Annotated in this window: 19 protein-coding genes and 1 pseudogene; 13 read left to right on the forward strand and 7 right to left on the reverse strand. The window is 39.3% G+C overall.

The features are described from left to right. Window positions 1-50: 50 nt before the first annotated feature. Together AAEU28_RS02930 and AAEU28_RS02935 are read right to left on the reverse strand one after the other, a co-directional pair. The gene (locus AAEU28_RS02930) at window positions 51-1,406 is read right to left on the reverse strand and encodes a transglycosylase SLT domain-containing protein (protein WP_421962875.1); all 1,356 of its coding nucleotides are present in this window, start codon (window positions 1,404-1,406) and stop codon (window positions 51-53) included. 54 nt (window positions 1,407-1,460) lie between these two features. Further along, window positions 1,461-2,039: an LPP20 family lipoprotein gene (locus AAEU28_RS02935; RefSeq protein ID WP_404390229.1), complete on the reverse strand. Its 579-nt coding sequence runs from the start codon at window positions 2,037-2,039 to the stop codon at window positions 1,461-1,463. A gap of 292 nt (window positions 2,040-2,331) precedes the next feature. Here AAEU28_RS02935 and AAEU28_RS02940 point away from each other — a divergent pair, with 292 nt between their 5' ends. The 3 genes from AAEU28_RS02940 to AAEU28_RS02950 are packed head-to-tail and all read left to right on the forward strand — an operon-like array spanning window position 2,332 to window position 5,518. Further along, window positions 2,332-3,921: a hypothetical protein gene (locus AAEU28_RS02940; RefSeq protein ID WP_421962876.1), complete on the forward strand. Its 1,590-nt coding sequence runs from the start codon at window positions 2,332-2,334 to the stop codon at window positions 3,919-3,921. A gap of 12 nt (window positions 3,922-3,933) precedes the next feature. Then, window positions 3,934-4,548, forward strand: a complete 615-nt coding sequence (locus AAEU28_RS02945; protein WP_421962877.1) for a penicillin-binding protein activator LpoB — start codon at window positions 3,934-3,936, stop codon at window positions 4,546-4,548. Beyond that, window positions 4,496-5,518 (forward strand): hypothetical protein, encoded by a 1,023-nt coding sequence (locus AAEU28_RS02950; RefSeq protein ID WP_421962878.1) that lies wholly within the window; start codon window positions 4,496-4,498, stop codon window positions 5,516-5,518. Before AAEU28_RS02945 ends, AAEU28_RS02950 begins: the two co-directional genes overlap by 53 nt. 15 nt (window positions 5,519-5,533) lie before the next feature. Here AAEU28_RS02950 and AAEU28_RS02955 read toward each other — a convergent pair whose 3' ends face one another. Beyond that, entirely contained in the window at window positions 5,534-7,021 is a 1,488-nt protein-coding gene (locus tag AAEU28_RS02955; protein ID WP_421962879.1) for a diguanylate cyclase, read from the reverse strand. Between the two features lie 111 nt (window positions 7,022-7,132). Continuing rightward, window positions 7,133-8,146, reverse strand: a complete 1,014-nt coding sequence (gene yejK, locus AAEU28_RS02960; RefSeq protein ID WP_421962880.1) for a nucleoid-associated protein YejK — start codon at window positions 8,144-8,146, stop codon at window positions 7,133-7,135. Between the two features lie 64 nt (window positions 8,147-8,210). On the opposite strand from yejK, the gene AAEU28_RS02965 reads away from it, so the two are divergent. From AAEU28_RS02965 to AAEU28_RS02995, 7 genes are all read left to right on the forward strand, one after another. Beyond that, complete coding sequence (locus tag AAEU28_RS02965; protein WP_058030147.1) at window positions 8,211-8,423, forward strand: DUF1414 domain-containing protein; 213 nt, start codon at window positions 8,211-8,213, stop codon at window positions 8,421-8,423. Window positions 8,424-8,427: 4 nt separating this feature from the next. After that, a complete protein-coding gene (locus AAEU28_RS02970) occupies window positions 8,428-9,927 on the forward strand; it encodes a DUF3413 domain-containing protein (RefSeq protein WP_421962881.1) in 1,500 nt (499 codons plus the stop codon). A gap of 76 nt (window positions 9,928-10,003) precedes the next feature. After that, window positions 10,004-10,480 carry a DUF4124 domain-containing protein gene (locus AAEU28_RS02975; RefSeq protein ID WP_421962882.1) on the forward strand — a complete coding sequence of 159 codons (477 nt, stop codon included), beginning with the start codon at window positions 10,004-10,006 and terminating at the stop codon, window positions 10,478-10,480. 154 nt (window positions 10,481-10,634) lie between these two features. Further along, window positions 10,635-12,368 (forward strand): bifunctional isocitrate dehydrogenase kinase/phosphatase, encoded by a 1,734-nt coding sequence (gene aceK, locus AAEU28_RS02980; RefSeq protein ID WP_421963091.1) that lies wholly within the window; start codon window positions 10,635-10,637, stop codon window positions 12,366-12,368. After that, window positions 12,365-13,303, forward strand: a complete 939-nt coding sequence (locus tag AAEU28_RS02985) for a LysR family transcriptional regulator (RefSeq protein ID WP_130255821.1) — start codon at window positions 12,365-12,367, stop codon at window positions 13,301-13,303. The genes aceK and AAEU28_RS02985 overlap by 4 nt, the downstream gene beginning before the upstream one ends. Before the next feature lie 189 nt (window positions 13,304-13,492). Next, a complete protein-coding gene (locus tag AAEU28_RS02990; protein WP_421962883.1) occupies window positions 13,493-13,990 on the forward strand; it encodes a hypothetical protein in 498 nt (165 codons plus the stop codon). Then, window positions 13,983-14,201: a helix-turn-helix transcriptional regulator gene (locus AAEU28_RS02995; protein WP_421962884.1), complete on the forward strand. Its 219-nt coding sequence runs from the start codon at window positions 13,983-13,985 to the stop codon at window positions 14,199-14,201. Before AAEU28_RS02990 ends, AAEU28_RS02995 begins: the two co-directional genes overlap by 8 nt. Window positions 14,202-14,236: 35 nt before the next feature. Here AAEU28_RS02995 and AAEU28_RS03000 read toward each other — a convergent pair whose 3' ends face one another. Continuing rightward, on the reverse strand, window positions 14,237-15,043 hold the full coding sequence (locus tag AAEU28_RS03000) for a DUF3667 domain-containing protein (protein WP_421962885.1): 807 nt from the start codon (window positions 15,041-15,043) through the stop codon (window positions 14,237-14,239). A 259-nt stretch (window positions 15,044-15,302) separates the two neighbouring features. Beyond that, window positions 15,303-15,905, reverse strand: a complete 603-nt coding sequence (recR, locus tag AAEU28_RS03005) for a recombination mediator RecR (RefSeq protein WP_058030155.1) — start codon at window positions 15,903-15,905, stop codon at window positions 15,303-15,305. A gap of 334 nt (window positions 15,906-16,239) precedes the next feature. On the opposite strand from recR, the gene AAEU28_RS03010 reads away from it, so the two are divergent. Beyond that, window positions 16,240-17,367, forward strand: a complete 1,128-nt coding sequence (locus AAEU28_RS03010; protein ID WP_421962886.1) for a TRAP transporter substrate-binding protein — start codon at window positions 16,240-16,242, stop codon at window positions 17,365-17,367. Between the two features lie 228 nt (window positions 17,368-17,595). After that, a pseudogene (locus AAEU28_RS03015) lies at window positions 17,596-18,156 on the forward strand (amidohydrolase family protein); the annotation flags it as partial. A 33-nt stretch (window positions 18,157-18,189) separates the two neighbouring features. Here the strand turns inward: AAEU28_RS03015 and AAEU28_RS03020 are convergent. Next, window positions 18,190-18,771: a rhomboid family intramembrane serine protease gene (locus tag AAEU28_RS03020; RefSeq protein ID WP_421962887.1), complete on the reverse strand. Its 582-nt coding sequence runs from the start codon at window positions 18,769-18,771 to the stop codon at window positions 18,190-18,192. Window positions 18,772-19,023: 252 nt separating this feature from the next. Between AAEU28_RS03020 and AAEU28_RS03025 the strand changes: the two genes are divergently transcribed. Further along, window positions 19,024-21,090 carry a M13 family metallopeptidase gene (locus AAEU28_RS03025; protein ID WP_421962888.1) on the forward strand — a complete coding sequence of 689 codons (2,067 nt, stop codon included), beginning with the start codon at window positions 19,024-19,026 and terminating at the stop codon, window positions 21,088-21,090. Window positions 21,091-21,138: the final 48 nt, after the last annotated feature.

Below are 21,138 nucleotides of genomic sequence, written 5' to 3' on the forward strand. Positions count from 1 at the left end.
AATTTTCAACGAAGCTAACGTCAGTTTTAGTCCCTCAAAATGATTAAGTATTATTGAGGATTGGTATTATCCACTGCGTATAGCTTCTCTTTCTCAAGCACCTTATGAATATACTTTCTAGTTTCGTTATAAGGTAAATTTGCGCTCAATACTTCTAAAACACGCTCTGGAGACATAGAGTTAATGACTTTACTGGCATTGCGAATGCTTCTAGAGCCATCACCATTGAAAGCCCTCGCGACATTCCCGGCACCAGTATTGTAAGCTGCTATCATGCAGTACTTCCTGCTTAAAGGATCTGAAATATGTTTTAAGTAACGTTTATCTAGTAAATGCAAATAAGCCGAGCCCGCTTCTATATTATTATCAGAAACGTATAAATATGGCGCTGACATTGGCGCGTCTATGTCATATAAGAATCGATTCACGTCAATTCCTGCACTTGTAGGCACAACTTGCATTAAACCAAAAGCGGGAATATGCGATTTCGCCATTGGATTGAAATGGCTTTCGGTATGCATCACTGCCAATATCGTTGCAGGAGGTAACTCAAATCGTGCACTTTGCTTTTTTATCGGCGCAAGGTATTTCTCTGCACGCTGTGATACCTGATTGCTTTTAGGTAAGGTGATTACAAATTCAGTAATAAGCGTGTCCTTTGGTGCCTCTGAGATAATTTCAGGCACACTCTTTTTAAGAGTAAGCATACGCTTTTGTTCTAACTGTTTTAAGGCTGCTTTATCTTTTTCTAAAGATTTAAGCGATTGTTTATTACCATTTTCATTCACAAGTTGTTCGTCATACTTTTTATCAAGCGCTTGTTGCTGAAGACGCGTTTGCTTCTTTATCTCTTGCAGCGCCTTTTTCAATGCCTTTGCTTGAGATTTTTTATCGATCTTTGTGGTGTCTGATTGTTTAAAATCTCGCTCATCTAAAGATGCAGGTGCATGGTTATAAAACTCTTTCAGTAGTGCTTGTTCAGAGCGAAGAAATTGCTGAAATAACGCCTCTACTTCGTGTTTTTTAGGTGCGTTCCCTGCCTTATGCTTAACACTCAAAGTGAGCGTATTATTCTCAAAATCAACATTCAATCTGGCTGAATCATCCTCAGAATAACTCACAAACTGATTTTGATTTGTTACTTGCGCATCACCCCAAGATTTTAAAAGCTGATCCCTGAATTTATCATATTCAGCCATTTGCGTTTCAACATAGCGGTTAAAATCTTTTAAGTGCTGCTGTTTAAACGCCTCAAATTCAGATAAGTTGTTTTCTTGAGAGGGCTTTTGCTCTGCCTGCCATGACTGCATGGCTTTATCGAGTTCAGAATAAAGCGTAGAAGGCGTAGCTTGCACCTGCAGTGCTAAAATGGGGGATGCTGCTAATAGCATTAATTGACGTTTCATTTGCTTGTCCTCAATGACAAAAAAAGCGCATCGAATGATGCGCTTAGAATTGCTTTAGTTTGTTAATCTAGCAATTTCCTTTTCTAAATCTTGCTCTGCTTTGAACGCTTTAAATTCCTGATATAAAAACTGCTCATCTTGTGGATCAATTTTAAGCTTTGTTTCTTTCACTAAGTCTTGAAACAGTGTTTTTGTCAGCTCTGGAGATAAAGTTGTTAATGCACAAAAATAATCTTTGCCAGCAATATCAACGATGTCAGCTTTAACTACGCGAGAGCCTCGTAAAGTTTGTTTAGTTAACTGCTTAGAGACAGAACTAAAAGTTGAGCCCACAGTCGTTTTATCATTTGCATCAACACGGTTAGCAAAAGTTTTATCTAAACCTTCAATACGTGTCTCAATTTGTTGCGCCAATGCCAAACGTGCATTTGCAACTGCCATTTTTTGATCTATTGAGATATTACCTGAGTACTTAATACAATCAGCAGCTGCAATACCATTTTCAACAACAGGGTTTAAAACCCAATCAGGTACATTTACACGAGAGCTTGATGCCGTGCTGTCTGAGGTTGAACTACACGCTGATAGCATACCTGCCATGAACACTGATGCAATTAGTGGTTTAACTTTCATCTTGGTTTCCTTTATAGCCTTAAGCAATGTTAGAGTTACTGTAGCAAAGTTAATCAAGCTAAACAGTAATAAAGTGTAAAAACACCTTTTAACAATTTTACACTTTCAAATGTTACTATTTTTATTTAACTTACTTGGTTATAAGTTACTATATTCTTTATTTATTTTCAGTGCAAAGGATGTGTCTTTGAAGGTATTTCATTTTTTCTCATTAAAACAACTTTTTGTTTGCTGCCTAACGCTTATATTTCTATCGGGTTGCAATACCATTCATGCTAACAAAAGCGCTATCTTGCAAATAGAACAAGGGCAATTTACCCAAGCAAAGCAGACTATAAAACAAAACTATTCGTCTGTGGGTCGAGATAGACTTCTGCACGAATTAGAACTTGCGACTATTCTTCACCTAGAGAAAGATTACTTACAAAGCAATCAGCATCTTGAGAGAGCTAAAACACACATCGAATCGTTTTACACGATTAGTGTATCTGAACAAGCCTTAGCAATGTTAAGCGGGCCCAGTTTTGCCAACTATGAGGGCAAAGACTATTATTTACCCCTGATACATTATCTGAAAGCGTTGAACTTTAATTCACTCGCTCAACTTAACCCAAGTATGCGTGAAACCTACCTAGATTCGAGCCAAGTTGAAATGCGACAGCTTGATGTTTACATGGAAAATTTAAAGTCTGAAACGGGTGGTTACAACCGTTCTGAACAAGAAAATGAAGGCTCTCTTACTGATATTATATATGACATTTTAAAACCAATCGCTGCACCAGAAGCACTTTTAGAAAACATAGAATATAAAGATGATGCTTTCATTCATTTATTCAGTGGTCTACTAAGTGAGCAAAATAAAGATTTAGATGCTGCTCGATTGCAGTATCAGAGGGCCGCTCACGCATATGCAAATGGCTTTACTAAGCAATATGGCTTAACTGATACCACCGAAAAACTTGCACTGAAAAACTTAGCGCGGACGATGAAATTAGCAGGTGGCTATCACTCAGAATTGCAAAACCTGCTGAGTAAACATAGCTCTATTGAAATTCCCGAGGGTAAACAAGTTACGATTATCCAAAACCTAGGGATTGCACCAGAAAAAAAACAATTTAACTTTATGTTAAGGGCCGAAGCGCGATCTAAAGCCTTGGTGATGTACCCTATTTTTATTGGCTCAGAACAAGAAAAGCGTGAGCAGCGACTGTGGTTTCAGATGCTTTATGCTGACACTAGCTTATTTGACCTGATGCAAAATTACATACTCGGTGATGTAAGCGATGTACTTCTTGGCACCATGACTAAGCGGATCCCATTAGGCTCTTTGTGGGATGAAGCTGAAGATATCGGGCTAATCGATGCACTCGAATATGGGGGTAGGATCTCAGTAAGTTATTTAGCTCCACCCAAATTACCGATCCGTAAGACTGAGATTTGGCAAGGCAATAAAAAATTAGCAGATCTTGAGCAATTTCATTCAATAAGCCAATTAGCCTTACAAAAGGCCTTGATTGATGCTCAGTCTGAAATTCGTATTGCATTTACGCGAGAGCTCGTCAAAGCCTTAACCGCTCGTAAAGCGATGCAAGTAGCAGGCGCAGATCAAAACAATCTATTAGGAAGCTTTGTGAAAATTGCTTCAACCGCCGTGAACGCAATTACCGCATCGGCTGACACAAGACAATGGCAGTCATTGCCTGCACAAATCAGGCTAGCCCAACTTTCTCTCGAGCCTGGGCTACAAAATTTAACAATAAAAACCACCCTAAACTCGGGACGAGTGATACAACAATCGGCTAACATAGACGTACAAGGTTCAATGACGGTTTGGCATACGCGTACCTTTTTAAATGCTGTGCCAACAGTTAATGCTCTATAAATGGAAAACACAATGCAGAGAACAAGAAACTTTTTAACCTACTCTGGTCTTTTACTTTCAGGCACTTTATTACTTTCAGGCTGCCAAAGTACAAAGATTGAACGCGTAGACAGCAATCAAGAGATTGCTCTATCTGACAATTGGAATGCTAAGGATTCGCAACTCGTCGCCGAAGCTATGGTCAATGATATGCTCACCTTTCCATGGGTTAGCGATCACTTGAAGTACCACAGCAGCAAGCCTGCCATTATCATTCAAAGTGTTCGTAACAAATCTCATCAGCATATTGCAGTTGATACTTTTTTAAATGATTTAAAACGTGCCATTCTAAGAACGGGTCAGGCTGATTTCGTGGCGAACAGCAGTATTCGAAATGAGATCCGTGAAGAACGTAAAGACCAAGAACTTAATGCCTCTATCGAGACGCAAAATGAAATGGGACAAGAGCTAGGCGCTGATTATGCCCTCTCTGGGAGTATCAACTCATTTGTTGATGAACAAGATGGACAAAGAGTGACGTTTTACCAAGTAGACCTAAGATTAATCGATATGACAAGCAACCGTGAGGTATGGAATGGCCAGAAGAAAATTCAAAAACATCAAAAACGTTCGCGCTTTGGTTTCTAAAGCTCCTATAGCTGCGTGCTTATCTTTGCTGATGTTATCGGGTTGTCAGTCTACCTCTTCTAGAACTGAGCCTGTGACCCCAGCTTGGATCACACAAACTCCAAGTGCACCGAATGTGGTATACGGCGTTGGTCAGGCGCAGAATTATGGCGATTTACAGCAAGCTAAAAATACAGCGATTGAATCAGCCCGTGTTGCTTTAGCAAAACAACTTAATGTCGTGATCACTGCCGATACCCGTATTGTGCAACAAGCCAGTAATGGCAGTAGTAAGTTTAAACTCAACGAATTAATTCGTTCACAAGTGCCTGACTTAAAGCTACAAGGGTTACGCATTAGTGAAGAGTTTCAACAAGGCAATACCATTTATGCTCTCGCTGAGTTCAATAAAACCAATGCAATTATGCAAACCGAACTCGAGATTTCAGGTATTGATAGCCAAATTGCAGGTGTAAGCTTAACCCAGCCGACTAAAACACAACGTTTGAAATCTGCATTGAGAGTTAAGAAGCTTTTAGCTGAAAGAATTCAAAAGAATGAATTCTTGTCTATGCTGCAAAGCCAACAAGTGATCTTAAGTGAATCAGTATTTTATAAAGCCAAGCAAGCTGAAGAAGTGATTGCTGATTTAAGCTTTAATCTTGAAGTAACTTCTGAGAAAGAATCAAATTTAAGAGATCACCTGGCTAAAGCGCTCACAGATCAAGGCTTAAAAGTTTCGACATTTAAACCGGATTTTACTATCAAGATCAGAACTGATTGGCAAAATATTAACCAAGACAGCACTCATTATAGCGTTGCGCAGACCTTTGTTTCTATCGTTGAGAAAGGGGAAGAAAGAGCGCACTTCAACAGTAAAGTAAAAGCGGCTTCTTCTTATCAAAGTATGGCAAAAAATAAAGCCATGGATAAGATTGCAGATAACCTAGCTGCACAAATCGCTGAGTTTATTTCTTCATCTTATATGTAAGTGCACACTTACAAATTAAACCAACCTTAACTTTATCGCTTGGTTACGGCCAAGCGTTTTTGTTTCATTTAAAGCTGTATCAGCCAAAGCCAGTAGATCTGTATAATTATGTGCTTTGTTTGCTAAGGTCGTCGCAATGCCGATAGAGACAGTCACAAAGTCATTGTCATCATCTTTGTTATAACAGATTTTGCGAGATAAAATATTATTCTGAATGCGGTTTGCTATTTTTAGTAATTCTTTTTCTGGGGTATTGTGTAAAATCATCACAAATTCTTCACCAGAAAAGCGCCCGACTATATCTTCGCTTCTACCTGCAGATAACACATTCGCAATGCCCATAAGTGCCTCGTCGCCTGCCGCATAACCATATTTAAGGTTATATTTTTTTAGGTCATCTACATCAATCAAAAATACGGTTAATTCTGTACTATAACGGCAAGCTGTTTGCCAACTGCGTTGTAAAACACGTTCAATTTCACGACGATTATAAAACCCAGTTAATGCATCATGAGTTGCATAACCACTGATAATATCTAATTGATGTTTTGTACGAATATGCATGGCTAACCGACCAAGTAAGCTCTCTTTTTGTCTGCTTACATCGAGCATATCTGATACGCCGATTGTAAAACCTTGTGCCTCGATTTCATCGGTTAACTTATCGCTATAATAAATCACAGGGGTTGTACTTTGCGACATTGTACGAAACTGCTTACAGAACTCAAAGTCAGGGTCTGCTTGGTGTTCAACGAGTATCAAAGCACAGTTTTGCTTCAGCGCTTTACTCAATAAAGCATCTTGCGACTCAAGTTTATAAAAATCATATTCTGCATGAGACAAATAACTTGAAACTACTTGAGATGATAGTGAATCACCAAGCATAAACACTTTTTCATTAAACTTCAGATTACAGGCACTGTACTGATCAATTTGATGCACGGCTTCATTTTTAAAAAATGACAGCAAGGTACTTTCATTTTGTAAACCTGTAATAAAATCTCCAGTTCCGTTAACCAAGGCAGGGACTTTATGTCCAAAGTCACCTTTTTCCCAGTCCGATTGCCATTGTAGAAGTTGTGCTTGCTGCTGCTCACTAAACTCAAACTCATCCACACCATATTTAACGAGTAAAGAATCTAAAATTACAGGGTCAGATATATCTGAATTGTCTATCCATAGTGCTCGGTATATAGCATCCCTAAACTCAAAGGCTTTATCTGGATAACTGCCTGACACCGCATTGAGTGTTTCATTCAGCATTGAGGTATTAACCATAAATTTGGGGTTATGGATCTCGATGTCAGGCGCTTTATCTAATACGGCTTTGAATTCGGCATTGAGAATATCAATATACTTTAACTCTTGAACATTTGCAGAGGGTGCATGCTCTACTAACCGCCACTCGATTTCGTTAATTAAATCGAGACTTTTTAACCGCTCGTGTAGTACAAAACAAAACGGGCAATTTATATCAGCATAAACAAACGGCTTTTGATTCATAATAGTCAGGCACATTAAAGTATATTCTTAAATATAGACAAGACTTTACCTTAGAGTAAGCCAATAAAAAAAGAGCCGAGGCTCTTTTTTTAGAATTATCATAATTTACTGCTATTCGTTTTCTTCATAAAAGCGTTGTAACTGCTCTTTTAGATTCGGTGGAATACCTTTTATTGTAAGCGTGTCATTTTGAGCATCATACAATACTCGCTCGCCTAAGTGTTTGCGCTCAAAACCCACACTTACACCGCCACCTAAACCTGAAAACTTCACCATCGTTGTTAAAGTCTTCTTATCAACCGGAAATGATTCAGCTAAGTCATAGCTTTGATCTTTATAAAAGTCTTCAAATTGGGTCTCTGAAGATTTTGACAGTGTTTCAGATAAGTCAGCTATATTTGCGTCTTCACCTGTTGTAATACAGTCATTACAGTAATCGAAGACTTCTTTTCTTAGATTATCTTTTTCTTCTTTATTAAACTGCTGTTCACTCAAATAATCTTCTACAGCCGCCAACATCACATTCGATTGTTGTTTAGCATCAATGCCTTCTTCACAGCCTAAAAAGTCCAAGAAAAAGTCAGCCACTTTTCGCCCTGCTCGTCCTTTAATGAATGAGATGTAACGGGCATCTTCTGGTTGCGTATCCCAAGACGATAAATCAATTCTTGCAGCAAGCTGCATACGAGAGATATCTAAATGGCGGGAGGCAGATAAATCAAGCTCTGAAGTAATCGAGTAATGCTCTTTAATGTTTATAAGCGCGATTAGCACGTATTCTGTTGCCACATATTGGTAGTGACAAAATACCAGATATCCAGTTTCGTTAAACGCGTATTTATTTAGCTCTTCTTTTAATACCTGTGTGGCTTGTTCAGTCACACTATAAAAATTGAGTTCATTATTGCGATAACTCTGCATCGCCGATGCGACTTGGCTATTTTTATCTGGGCTAAACGCACAGTATCCTTTGCCAGGTTTACTGGTGTAAGCATGATGTAATTGTTCAATAAATACATTCACTCTGTCGTTAATCGACATCTCATCATTGCGTAAATGGATTTGGGTATCTTCGTCCTGTTTGTCGACATAATGGACAACCAGTTTATTCACCTCAATGCTCATCTTTGTTTTTCGCGCCTCTGGTGTTAAAATAAAAAATTATTATTTATTGATTTTGAACCAACTGATGCCTATCCAATCTAAATATTCCAACAAACAAGTAGAACAAATTGTCGACCAGCTTATCGATGTGTTAACTCAACAACAGGCACCTGTTGATTTAAGTCTAATGTGTTTAGGAAATTCTATCACGCATATTCTAAAAGAACATGTGCCAGAAAATAAAAGACAAGCTGTTGCCGAAAACTTCTCTAAAGCGCTCGTGCAATCGGTAAAATAACTGAATGAATCTCACCCCTGACAACCAGTTTTCTTCGAAAGCCAGCCAACTATTGAGTTGGGGACACTGGTTTACTTTCGCTAATATTGGCTTAGTACTGCTTATCAGTTCTATTTATTTATTTGCAGATAGCCAACCAAGTACACCGCTTGGTTGGTTCTACATGCTGATAACTTGGGTGAGTCATACCAGCTTTATTACGTTTTGTGCGTTTGTCTTAACCATATTTCCACTGAGCTTAGTATTCCCTTATCCGAGGCACATTCGTGGCATGGCTGCGGCTATTGCAACGATTGGTGTTTCAACCTTATGCCTAGATGCTTTCGTGTACTACAGCCTCGGCTACCACATCAATATTCAGTCGCTACCTGAGATAATTAGCTTACTTTGGTCGACACTCACAAGCTCGCCAGCCGTAACTACTGTCATAGCTGGTTCTATCATTATCGTTATTTTAGGAATGGAATTGATCGCCAGTAACCATGCTTGGCGACACCTAGATAGATTGAAAAACCTAAAATTTGCCCGTTACGCTACCAGTGTACTGGTGACTTGTTTTGCCCTAAGTCACAGTATTCATATATGGGCCGATGCAAACAACTATTTCGATATTACGAAACAAGACAATGTATTGCCGCTCTCTTACCCAACAACGGCAAAAACCTTACTGGCCCGTCACGATTTACTTGATATTGAAAAATATCAACAAGCGAGAAATGTACAATTAGAAGGTTCAAAGGGTGACTTTGTACTTAATGCTTCATTACCAAGTTGTGAAGCAGCTAATCGAATCGTCAATATTATTGTATTTAAAAACAACGACCAACTGACTGAATTTGTATCTGCGCGTTCCGATTTATCAGTGCTTGACAATGTTTTACAGCCGAGCAATCGTCAAGATGCGCTGTTTAACCTTATATATGGACTACCTGCATATTACAATTCTGAAAAGCTACGAGGCTCTTTACCTGCTTGGTCACAGAAAAATGCGTTATTGGGCCTATCAGGCTTTACGGATTCAGGCTTCAAAGATATTGATGGTGAGCACCCGGTCAACATCATCTTAGCAGATAAACTTGAAGCTCTTCCTACTGAGAATGTGATCGCATTGTCTCTTGTTGACGACAACAGCAAAGAGCTAATTACCACCTCACAGGCATATGTGTCAGATTCTATTCAAATCAAAAATAGTGACAGTTTTAAACAACTTAACGACATCATCTATTCTGTGGTATCTGAGCAACTCAATTGCCCTACACTTGCCGAGGCTACCATGTTAGGTAGAAACCTAAACCAAGACTTCCGCCAAGAAGGCGTGAACTACTCTAACGGTGTATTAATTACTTTCAAGAAAGACCGAATTACTTTGGTTAATCCAGATGGCAGTTATAAACAAATGTCAGGCTCAGAGGGTTTCTTATTAGAGCAAAGTTTAGATATCCCTTTCCTTATCCACAGTATTAAAGAGTTACAGAAGTTCACTCGCAGTAGTGGTGGCAATTAACTTGCATCTCTTTTTAGCTTTACTATATTTCTATAATCCTTCTGAGGGTCATGGAGAAAACTAAAGGGAGCTGTTTATGCTAAAAACATATGCCATCATTCTTATACTACTGCCTATGAGTGTGTCTGCTGAAAAGGTCTCTGTCAGTTACTATAAGTGTGTTACAGACAGAGGCACTATTTTTAGTCAGCACCCTTGTGGTAGAAATGGCACAGTTCATACATTGACGCATTCCAACCCTGAGGCAAAAATACCTTCAGAACAGCACTTCAAAACACTCAATAATCTTGAGAAGCAACAAATAGTCCGAAATTTAAAGCGTGAGATCCGTGCTAAGCGTCAGAAATCTGCTATTTTGAGTCGTGACAGAGACAGAGACTCTAGAGAGCAACAAGCTCGCTTGAATCGCGTTATGGATGACCGAAAAAAACAACAAACTATCCGAGATGTTAAAAAGCAGCTCAAATCTATCAATAAGCAATATTTAAAAGATATTAAAGACATTGATAAACAAATAGCGAGATTAGAGAAGCAACTAGCCCGCTATCAATAAGGCTTAAAACAAGTTAAATAAATCATAATCATCTGTAGACCATTGTGGGATAGCCAAGCACCCCATTTTCATTATATAGTGTTAGCAAGATAATGCGTTTTTGGTAATTTTCACCCTATTTTGACGACAAATTACCTAAATATCGAGGATGATGATGCACGCTTTCAGTCTAGCCCAATTGATACTTTCTGGCTTTGCTAAGCACTATCAATTATTTCAAGAGATCACAGGGCAAGCCCCTATCGCTTTTGCTACACAAGACTGGGGTAAAATCCAGCAAATCAGCAAAGCACGTATCCATCATTATGATGCTCGAGTCAACGAAACCATCAATGACGTAAAAGAACTATTAAACTGCGATGTGCTTGATGAATCTTTTTGGTATCAAGTAAAACAACACTATCTCGACTTATTAACCTTTCATCCTCAAGCTGAACTAGCAGAAACCTTTTATAACTCTGTATTTTGTCGTTTATTCGACAGACAATATTTCAATAATGATTTTATTTTTGTCGAAACAACCTTAAAAGATGCACCAGCTGTTGCCGTTGAAACCGAATATCGGAGTTATTTTCCAGTTGTTAAAGGGTTAAAACCCACCATCAAACAGATTATCAATGAGTTTGACTTTCAATGTGAATTTGCCAATTTAGAACAAGATATTAGATTATTAGTAAAGGCGTTTATTCAACAAGCACCCGATACGCACCACCAGCACCATCAAATGCGTTTTGATATGCTGCCCTCGCCATTTTATCGCAATAAAGGCGCATATATCATCGGTCGCGTAGTCTCTCAGAGTGGCATTCAACCCTTTATTATTTCTGTGTTGCACAACGAGAATGGTAAACTTTGTATTGATGCCTTACTGACAAACTCTTCACAAATGCGGGTTATTTTTGGCTTTGCGCGCGCGTATTTTTTGGTATCAACTAATACCCCATCAGCTATGGTGCATTTCTTAAATCAATTAATGCCGAATAAAACGCCTGCGGAGCTCTACAATGCAATAGGCTTTCATAAACAAGGTAAAACCGAGTTCTATCGTGAGTTTTTACACCATCTAGATAACAGTAATGATAAGTTTGTGATCGCCCCAGGAACCCCAGGCATGGTGATGATGGTATTTACGCTCCCAAACTTTCCGTATGTTTTTAAAATCATTAAAGATAAATTCTCTGAAAGTAAGCCTTTTGGTCGTGACACGGTTTTGGCTAGATATCAGCTGGTCAAAAATCACGACCGTGTTGGTCGAATGGCTGATACCATCGAATACTCCGATGTCGTATTACCGTTAAATAGATTCTGCCCTGAATTGCTTAAACAATTACAAGCAACCATTGCTGGCAGTATCAAGATAGAAAACGATCATTTAGTTATTAAACACTTATATATCGAACGACGAATGAATCCGCTCAACCTGTTTATTGAGCAAGCTTCGGACGAACAAAGTTTTAAAGTCATTGACGATTATGGATTAGCCATAAAAGAGATGTTGCAGGCTAATATCTTTCCGGGAGATATGTTGCTGAAAAACTTTGGTGTCAGTAAGCATCACAGGGTGATATTTTACGACTACGACGAAGTGCAATACTTAACAGAAATGAATTTTAGAGCGTTACCTAAGCCTAGTTTAGATGACTTATACTCAGGGGCTGATTTATATTCAGTTGCACCACAAGATGTATTTCCTGAGCAGTTATTAACTTTTGTGATGACGAGCTCTAAATTAAAAGCATTCTTTGAGCAGACGCATCCCGAATTATTAACCGTTGAATATTGGCAAAATGCACAAGCCGATATTATCAACAAAGTGAGTAAACATATTTACCCTTACCCGCCAGAGCAAAGATTTAACCACATTGCGAAACAAAAGAGATTAATGTGAATATCAGTAAAATAGATTTAAATTTATTAGTATATCTCGACACCTTATTACGAGAATGCAATGTCACCCGAGCTGCTAACCAGCTTAGTATTACGCAACCAGCTATGAGTAATGGCCTAAAGAGACTGCGTAACTTATTCAACGACCCAATTTTGGTTCGAACCAGTGATGGCATGGTGCCTACAGAGCGCGCCTTAGAGTTACAACCCGTGATTCGCGGTATATTAATGACGCTTGAAGAAACGCTTGCGCCAAATCGTGAGTTTGAAGCAAGTCAAAGCAAACGTGTATTTAGGATCATGGCAAGTGACTACGCCGCAAGTACGCTTGCGCCAAAACTATTAACTAAGTTACATGAAGAAGCCCCAGACACTACATTAGATATTTTAACGCCTAGTGACGTCACCTTTCATGATGTAGAAAATGGTAAGGTAGACATGGCCATCAACCGCTTTGAAAATCTGCCTCAATCTTTCCACCATAAACGTATCTGGAAAGACAGCTTTTGCTGTTTAATTAAGTCTGATAACCCAATTATCGATAAATTTAACCTCGATGCATATTTAAAAGCACGCCATATTTGGGTAAGTAAAACGGGCTTTGGTGTGGGTGTTGGTATGGACCCAGAAGATGTGCAAAAACTGGGTTGGGTTGATGAAGCGCTCGCGCACTTTGGTAAACACAGAAACATAGCTACCTTTACCCGTAACTATCATGTCGCTATTCATCTGGCGAAAGAACAAAACTTGATTGCTACACTGCCATCAAAAGCTGCCAATATTTATAAAGATGATCCACAGTTAGCTATTTTAGAGCCGCCGTTCCCTATTCCACCTTTCGAGCTGGATATGATCTGGAGTCCTCTCCTTCACCGCGACGCGAGCCATATTTGGCTGCGACAGAAAGTCGCCGAGGTGGCTGAAGAATTAAAATAGCCTTAACATCATGAAATTAAAAACGAATACCTGCTTTTGCAGGTATTTTTTTGTTTAAAAAACACACGTCGTTACATTTAAAAAGGCAAATAAAGCTAACTCGAAGTAAAAAATTTTTGACCCAACCACTATTTTGACGTAATTTCACTCATGTTAAAAATATTTAACCTAAAGTAAAAAGGAATAAACATGACTAGACAGCAAAAATTTAAAGAATGGCTCGATAGCTGTAGCTTTCGAGAGGTGACATTACTCGTTGACTTGCTTATTTGTGGCTACATCTTGTTTTATTATTTACGTGCGGTGTCATTAGCAAGTACTGAGCAATTGAATGATATTACTTGGTTATCTGGGCTACTTGGTAATGTAATTTTTTATAGTATTGTTTTGATGATCGCCAGTTATATTCTCTTAGCATTTGCAAGTGACAAAGAGCTAGAACAACCCATGGATGTGCGTGAAAAGCAAATCAACTTAATCGGCTACAAATACTCGGCATGGATCTTACAAATAGGTTTGGGTATAGGCATTTTCCAATATCAGATTGAAGCTAACCAGTTTTTTGCAGATAAAATCAGCATGCCATTTTTACCGCTACATATCATGGTCATTGCTTTTATCTTAGCAGAGGTCGTATTTTATGGGGTTCAACTTATTAAAGGCCGCACAGGAGCGATTTATGACTGATCGCGTTATCACGAATTCGATTAGAACATTGCGATTTTTAAACAATGAGATGACACAAAAGCAGCTTGCTGAAGCCATTGGGGTGACACGTCAAACAGTGATGGCCATTGAAGCCAATAAATACTCGCCAAGTTTAGAAGTGGCATTTAAGATTGCTGAAGTGTTTTCTTTACCCCTTGAACAAGTGTTTCAATATAAAGAAGTTGAATAAAGCCAAAGGGTTGGCTTTATTCTCTTTGAAAAAGTTTAAAGCTTATTAGATTCAACCTGCTTTTCACTTTCAGCTTGTTCTAATTTATGCTGCAGTTCTGCTTCTTCATAGCCCAAAAAAATATTTGTTTGAAATATTGCTAGCACACCCATCAACATCAAGGATACCAAACTCACACAACTCGATTTAATAAAGGCTTTAATTTTACTACCGGTAAAAAAGGTCGTGAATGCGTATAAAGGAAAAACAATTCCAATAGTGGCAGAGATAATTTGCCCTATTTGAGAATTCATTTGTCCCAGAATGAGTAATAATGACGTAAACCAAGAAACATGTGTAAAAGGCAATAAGGCCAGTAAATACAACTCAGTAAAATTATAGCCTGATTTTCTAAACATCAATTTGAGCATGATTGCATACAAAACACAGTGAAGAAAAGTCACAAACAATAGAGAGCTTTCAATCACTCTCCCCATATTTTTTACAAATTCTTGGTTCTCAAAGGAAGTAGAAAAGCTGTAGTGCTCAGCCAAAGATTGATCGGTAAATGCGGTTAAAAATACCAGAAATGTAATACTCCAAAACGCATATTTTATTGGATTAAAATATCTAGCTCTTTTACCTTCAATGTAATCCTTACAAACTACAGCAGGCTGAACGGTCATTTTAATGAAAGTATGTAAAAAAGGAGATTCAAACTCTAACAGCGCTCTTTGAGCTGTCTTAAATAGTTCTTTTAGAGTAATGCGTTTTACTTTCTCTTGACCACATTCGCCACAAAAGCGTGTTGTTAATTTTGCACCACAGTTTAAGCAATTTGCTTGCTCATCAAAGTTTACCACGTGATTTATCCCTATCGAAAACGACTAAAAATAGAATGTTAAATGCTATTCTTGTAAGCAAATTGTCCCTAACCTGATACTTTCTGTCAAAGGTTTATTTACATATCCGATATTAATACATTGAATAAAGCGTCAGTTTTAGTCCCTCAAAATGACTAGGTATTTACGAGAGTTGGCATTATTAATAATCAGGATAATAAAAAAGCTAATCATGTTATATGATTCGCTTTTCTAAATGCTTAAGAGGTCAGAGTGCACTTTAGGTAATGGCTTTTCGCCCTGAAAACGCATGCATAAGCGTCATACCATCGACCAAATCAAGCTCCCCGCCCACTGGCATGCCATGAGCAATACGAGAAGCGAGTACATCATATTTTTGACAAAGCTCAGAGATAAAATGTGCTGTTGCCTCACCTTCTACAGTTGGGTTAGTGGCGAGAATCACCTCATCGATATTACCATCTGATAAACGACGCTCTAGCACATCTAAACCAATTTCATTTGGGCCTATGCCATCTAACGGTGATAAATGCCCCATTAATACAAAATACAAGCCTGTGTATTGACCTGTTTGCTCAATGGCAAGTACATCAGTTGGCGATTCAACCACACACAACAAACGACTATCTTGGCGTTTAATATTTTGACAAAGCGAACACTCTGGCTCTTCACAAAATGTGCGACAAGTTTGGCAGTGCCCAATAACTTGCATCGCTTTAGTTAGGCTTTGCCCTAACTGACTGCCGCCTTCTCTGTCTCTTTCAAGCAGGTGAAAAGCGATACGCTGAGCCGATTTAGGGCCAATGCCAGGTAAACAGCGCAAGGCTTCAATGAGTTGTGATAAGGTTCCAGATAGTTGCATAACGCTTCTTTTTTATTTAAAACTCAACACTTTTACCAACCCTCTCAATTAAATTGTTCTATTTTAAGGCAAGTGAAACATGTCGATAACAAGGCGAAAATCTTTCTATTTAGTTGTTCTAAAGAAGATGTTTTCAACGAAGTTAGCGTCAGTTTTAGTCCCTCAAAATGATTAAATATTACTAAGGGTTAGTATTGTGTACTAAGTATGTCTAGTTAGATTGACGTGATTATAAAAGTGCGACAAACCAGTCACAAGCATAATTGAATGACTTATAGAAAAATCATAGATAAGTGTCGTTTCATGCCAGCTTAATATTTCCAGCTATACTGAAATGATGAAGATAAATCGACGCTTGTTTATCAAAGGGGCATTGAGTGTTGGTGCTCTAAATTATTGCGCCCCGCTTTTGTGCCTTCCAGTTGAGACTATTCAAATGGAATACGACCTAATGGAAGAGCGAGATAAACGAAGTAGAGCTGACTACATTCTCAACTTTGCTTCTCCTTATAAAACCAGCCAATACAGAACGACCCCTCACCTTCACCAACAATTAAAATTTTATTTAGAGTCATTATCTGAAGGTAAAATATACGTATCACTATTTGACAACGGGCAACTAGGTGTAGGCACTGAGTTGATGGCCTCCATAAACCATAAACGTATAGATGCTGCATTAATTTCAGTTTCTAACTTATCCCGAGCTCTGCCATTGCTCGACATTTTAAACATCCCATTTTGGACGAGTAGCAACCAAGCATACCTAAACTTGATCAGCTCTAAACAATGGCATGATTTAGTACTTGCCCCCATTAAGAGTCAGGGTAAATTCCAAATTCTATTACATCATATTGTTGGTTCACGCACATTAACAACGGTTAAACGCTCAAACAAACGCATCATAATGCCCGAAGATCTAAAAGATATTACATTACGCGTGCCCGCATCTAAAGTGCTTACTCACTTTTATAAACTTACGCAGGCTAATATTGTCGAAATACCATGGAGTAAAACTGCTAAAATGGCCCGTCTAGGTCTAATACACGCGCTTGATCCTGGTATAGTTGGACTTCATTCAGGTCCTGACGGCTTAAAAAGTTACTTAAAACATGTTACAAAAATCGACAGTGTGCCGGATGCATGGGTAACCGTTATCAGCCAAGCTTGGCTAAAGCAGTTACCAGCCACTTTGAAAGAAGCAGTAACCATTGCAGCAGAAAAGACATTTGAGCATCACGTCAGTAATTTTAATTCTATTCATACCGCGTGTATCAAAGGGCTCTCAAAATATGGCACCGCTATTTACCAGCCAAGTAATAAAGAGCAATCAGAATGGATAAGGCAGTTTGGCCATCACCAACCTGCCTGGCGGGACATAAAAAAAGATTTACTAGGTGAGCTCAAAACCTTTGATAAATTACTAGATGCGACCAATGAAACCAGCCCCTTTCAGTTTTCTTAGTATTGCGATAACCCGTATGAGTTAATTTATCTCCATCAACAGGTTTTCGATTTTCATAGTATTGACTGGTGCCTCACACCCAGTTATTTCAAGCTTTCTGAATATAAGCTCCCTCTTTTTTATGTCATGCTCTTTGTTAATCGACTTGATGTGTCATCAGCACAAAATGCTTTAGTCTTTCCCGAATTAAAGCTTCGGAGATCAAATCAACTGAATATTCCATTCGCTCTTTTGCATGAAGTGGCTCGCTCTACTGAGCTGCCTATAGATATATTTTACCCAACACATATGAATCGTAATTCAGAGCTGCTGATGGCTGGTATTGATTTCTGCAAAGCCGGTGGCACCATAGACTTCACCACCAGTACCACTGACTATGATTTAGCACATGGGGAGCTCGCTGCCGCAGAAGCCCTTGCCTACTGTCTTGAAAAAGGTGTCGCTGAGGGTCAACTCACAATGAGCTCGGATGGGCATGCAAGTCTACCTATATATGATGCACACAATAACTTGATTGGCTTTGAAGTGGCCCAAGAGTCATCGCTTTTACATGCATTTCAACAAGCTGTATTAGAATTTAACGTACCGCTTGAACAGGCGTTAATGGCTATCACCCTAAACCCTGCGCACATACTTGGCTTAGCTAAAGGACAGATAAAAATTGCAGGCGATGCCGATTTAGTCTTGTTAAGAAAAGATGACTTAACAGTCCATAGTGTTTGGAGCAACGGGCGAATGATGGTTGAAGAGCAAAACATCATTACACAAGGATTCTTTGCAAAAGCCTAACGTTTACCTCCCTAGCCTATTTTCGCTTTTAGCTTATTTAGGCTTTTTTATTTTCATCCTAAAAATATAAGCCCCCAGTAAACCACTTATAAAACCAAAAATATGATTAGAACTGCTGGTTTGAGCAGAAAAGTCTAATAATGTCGCCAAAAAAGCAAAATCCAAGTAATAGGTAACGGCAACTAGCACCGTAAAACTAATTGCACCAACCAAGTTACGATTGAACACAGCCGTGCCAAATAAAAAGCCATAATAGCCCATCACAATGCCCGATGCGCCAATATGATTACCATACTCACCAAATACCCAGACCAAACATCCCGTCACAAACATTATAAAAACAGTGACACGTTTAAACCCAGCCTGCAAACTCGCTAAATATCCGCTGATGAATAAACCAATAGAATTACCCGTCAAATGGCCCCAACTCGCATGGATGAAAGGTGCTGTAAAAATACCGTATAAACGCTCGGGGAGCTGAGGCACTAACCCCAAATTAGATATAATAGGTGGGTAGAACGATGCCATTGCCATAAGTACATGCATAAGCAGCATGACTAACAGTAATAATCTGAAGTTGTATGGAAAAAGCTTTATGCGCTTTTTTTCATTCATTCTATTTAGCATCTTTCATTATTTGCAAACACTTGTAGCTCGACATCGTTCATCTAATTTATGTCATTTTTAGAGAAAATTAACACGAACTTTCACTATTCAACGGCATTTTCCCCTCATTTACCTAAAAAACTTGCCCTTCACTGTTTGTGGGCTGACAATGGGTTCATTCCTCAATTGTTGTTTAATGAGGAACATTTCTTACTTAAAACATAGATTGAGATTTTACTCAATTAAAAAGAGAAGATAACAATGAAAAGAACTGTTATTGCGACAGCCTTGGCCGCTGTCTTTTTAGCTGGCTGTTCTGAGTCAGAACCAAAAGTTGAAAAAGTACAACAAGTAGAACAAACAGCTGGCAAAGCTGAACTTGGCACATTCGGTGTAGACCTAACTGCACGTGATGTAAGCGTTAAACCTGGTGACGACTTCTTCATGTATGCAAGTGGCACTTGGTATAAAAACTACGAAATGCCTGCCGACAAAACGCGTTACGGCGCATTCACGTCACTTGCTGAGCGCAGTGAAAAACAAGTTAATGCCATCATCGAAGACATTATTTCTCGAGATAACTTAAATGCAGAAGAGCAATTGATTGCTGATTTCTACAACGCATTTATGGATGTTGAAACCCTTAACAAATTAGGGATCACACCAATTCAAGGCCTACTTGATGAGATCAAAGCCATTGATAATACAGACGGCCTAACAAAAGCGTTCGGTCAGTCTTGGCTTACAGGCGTAAACTCACCGATTGGCGGTGGCATGTGGTTTAACCGCCTTGACCCTAACAAATATGAAATGTCTATGGGCGCGGGCGGTCTAGGTTTACCAGATCGTTCATATTATTTAGAAGAAGCAGAGCGTTTTGAGAACACACGCGCAGAATATGTTGCTCATATCGCAAACATGCTTAAATTTGCAGGCTTAGAGAATACAACTGAGCGCGCACAAGCGATCCTTGCACTAGAAACTAAAATGGCTGAAGGCCATTGGCCACGTGAAAAGCGTCGTAACCGCGACCTGACACTAAACCAAATCAAGCGTGAAGATTTGGCTAAAGAGTACCCTGGTTTCAATTGGGATCTGTACTTTGCACAAACAGGTTACAAAGTGCCTCAGTTAAATATGTCTCAGCCTGAGCCAATCAAAGCAATGATTGACCTTGTGAATAAAGAAGACCTTGCTGTTTGGAAAGATTACCTGACTTTCCATGCTATCAGTGGCAATGCAAGCCTGCTTTCGGAAGATATCTTCAACGCATCTTTCGAGTTCTACGGTAAGCACCTGAGTGGTCAGCAAGAACCTCGTCCTCGTTGGAAGCGTGCTGTGAGCCAAATGTCTGGTACACAATCTTTAGGCTTTGCGATTGGTAAAGTGTACGTTGATAAACACTTCCCTGAGTCATCGAAAGAGCAAATGTCTGAACTGGTTGAAAACCTGCGTAAAGCCCTTGGCGAGCGTATCGAAGGTCTAGACTGGATGGGTGAAGAGACAAAAGTAAACGCACAAGCTAAGTTAGCTGCATTCGTACCTAAAATTGGTTACCCAGATGTATGGCAGTCATTTGATGGCCTATCACTTAAAAACAATGACCTAATGGGCAATGTTAAAAACCTGCGTCAATTCTTCAGAGATGACAGCGCATCAAAAGAGCTTGAGAAAACAGACCGTAACCGTTGGGGTATGACGCCTCAGCGAGTAAACGCATACTACAACAGCTCATTCAATGAGATTGTATTCCCTGCAGCGATTTTACAACCACCATTCTTCGATCCAAATGCTGACGCAGCAGTGAACTATGGTGGCATCGGCGCAGTTATCGGTCACGAAATGGGTCACGGTTTTGACGACCAAGGCTCTAAGTCTGACGCTGAAGGTATTCAACGTAACTGGTGGACAGACTCAGACCGTGCAGCGTTCGAAGCAAAAGCTGACAAACTTGCTGCTCAGTACAGCCAGTATGAGCCAATCGAAGGTAACTTCGTAAACGGCCGTAACAGCCTTGGTGAAAACATTGGTGACGTAGGTGGTTTAGCAATGGCTTACCACGCGTACAAGCTGAGCTTAAATGGTAAAGAAGCACCTGTTATCGATGGCCTAACTGGCGACCAACGCTTCTTCTTAGCTTGGGCACAAGTTTGGAAAGAAAAGCGTACTGAACAAAGCATGCTAAACCAGCTTCGTGCGGGTACACACGCACCAGGTCGATTCCGTGCCCTTGCACCACGTAACCATGACGCATGGTACAAAGCGTTCGACGTAAAACCAGGTGATAAGTTATATCTTAAACCAGAAGAACGTGTACGCATCTGGTAATAAGCAAAAAGCTTAAAACTTAAAACGATAAACCCAGCAATGCTGGGT

The sequence above is a fragment of the Pseudoalteromonas sp. SS15 genome (assembly GCF_049257195.1).
GTDB lineage: Bacteria > Pseudomonadota > Gammaproteobacteria > Enterobacterales > Alteromonadaceae > Pseudoalteromonas.

Excerpts from the sequence above, each read along its gene's own strand:
- AAEU28_RS03010 (WP_421962886.1), top strand. The coding sequence starts at position 16,240 with ATGATGAAGATAAATCGACGCTTGTTTATCAAAGGGGCATTGAGTGTT.
- AAEU28_RS02945 (WP_421962877.1), top strand. The coding sequence starts at position 3,934 with ATGCAGAGAACAAGAAACTTTTTAACCTACTCTGGTCTTTTACTTTCA.
- aceK (WP_421963091.1), top strand. The coding sequence starts at position 10,635 with ATGCACGCTTTCAGTCTAGCCCAATTGATACTTTCTGGCTTTGCTAAG.
- yejK (WP_421962880.1), bottom strand. The coding sequence starts at position 8,146 with ATGAGCATTGAGGTGAATAAACTGGTTGTCCATTATGTCGACAAACAG.
- recR (WP_058030155.1), bottom strand. The coding sequence starts at position 15,905 with ATGCAACTATCTGGAACCTTATCACAACTCATTGAAGCCTTGCGCTGT.
- AAEU28_RS02990 (WP_421962883.1), top strand. The coding sequence starts at position 13,493 with ATGACTAGACAGCAAAAATTTAAAGAATGGCTCGATAGCTGTAGCTTT.
- AAEU28_RS02965 (WP_058030147.1), top strand. The coding sequence starts at position 8,211 with ATGCCTATCCAATCTAAATATTCCAACAAACAAGTAGAACAAATTGTC.
- AAEU28_RS02975 (WP_421962882.1), top strand. The coding sequence starts at position 10,004 with ATGCTAAAAACATATGCCATCATTCTTATACTACTGCCTATGAGTGTG.
- AAEU28_RS03020 (WP_421962887.1), bottom strand. The coding sequence starts at position 18,771 with ATGAATGAAAAAAAGCGCATAAAGCTTTTTCCATACAACTTCAGATTA.
- AAEU28_RS02995 (WP_421962884.1), top strand. The coding sequence starts at position 13,983 with ATGACTGATCGCGTTATCACGAATTCGATTAGAACATTGCGATTTTTA.
- AAEU28_RS02935 (WP_404390229.1), bottom strand. The coding sequence starts at position 2,039 with ATGAAAGTTAAACCACTAATTGCATCAGTGTTCATGGCAGGTATGCTA.
- AAEU28_RS02970 (WP_421962881.1), top strand. The coding sequence starts at position 8,428 with ATGAATCTCACCCCTGACAACCAGTTTTCTTCGAAAGCCAGCCAACTA.
- AAEU28_RS02950 (WP_421962878.1), top strand. The coding sequence starts at position 4,496 with ATGGCCAGAAGAAAATTCAAAAACATCAAAAACGTTCGCGCTTTGGTT.
- AAEU28_RS02955 (WP_421962879.1), bottom strand. The coding sequence starts at position 7,021 with ATGAATCAAAAGCCGTTTGTTTATGCTGATATAAATTGCCCGTTTTGT.
- AAEU28_RS02930 (WP_421962875.1), bottom strand. The coding sequence starts at position 1,406 with ATGAAACGTCAATTAATGCTATTAGCAGCATCCCCCATTTTAGCACTG.
- AAEU28_RS03025 (WP_421962888.1), top strand. The coding sequence starts at position 19,024 with ATGAAAAGAACTGTTATTGCGACAGCCTTGGCCGCTGTCTTTTTAGCT.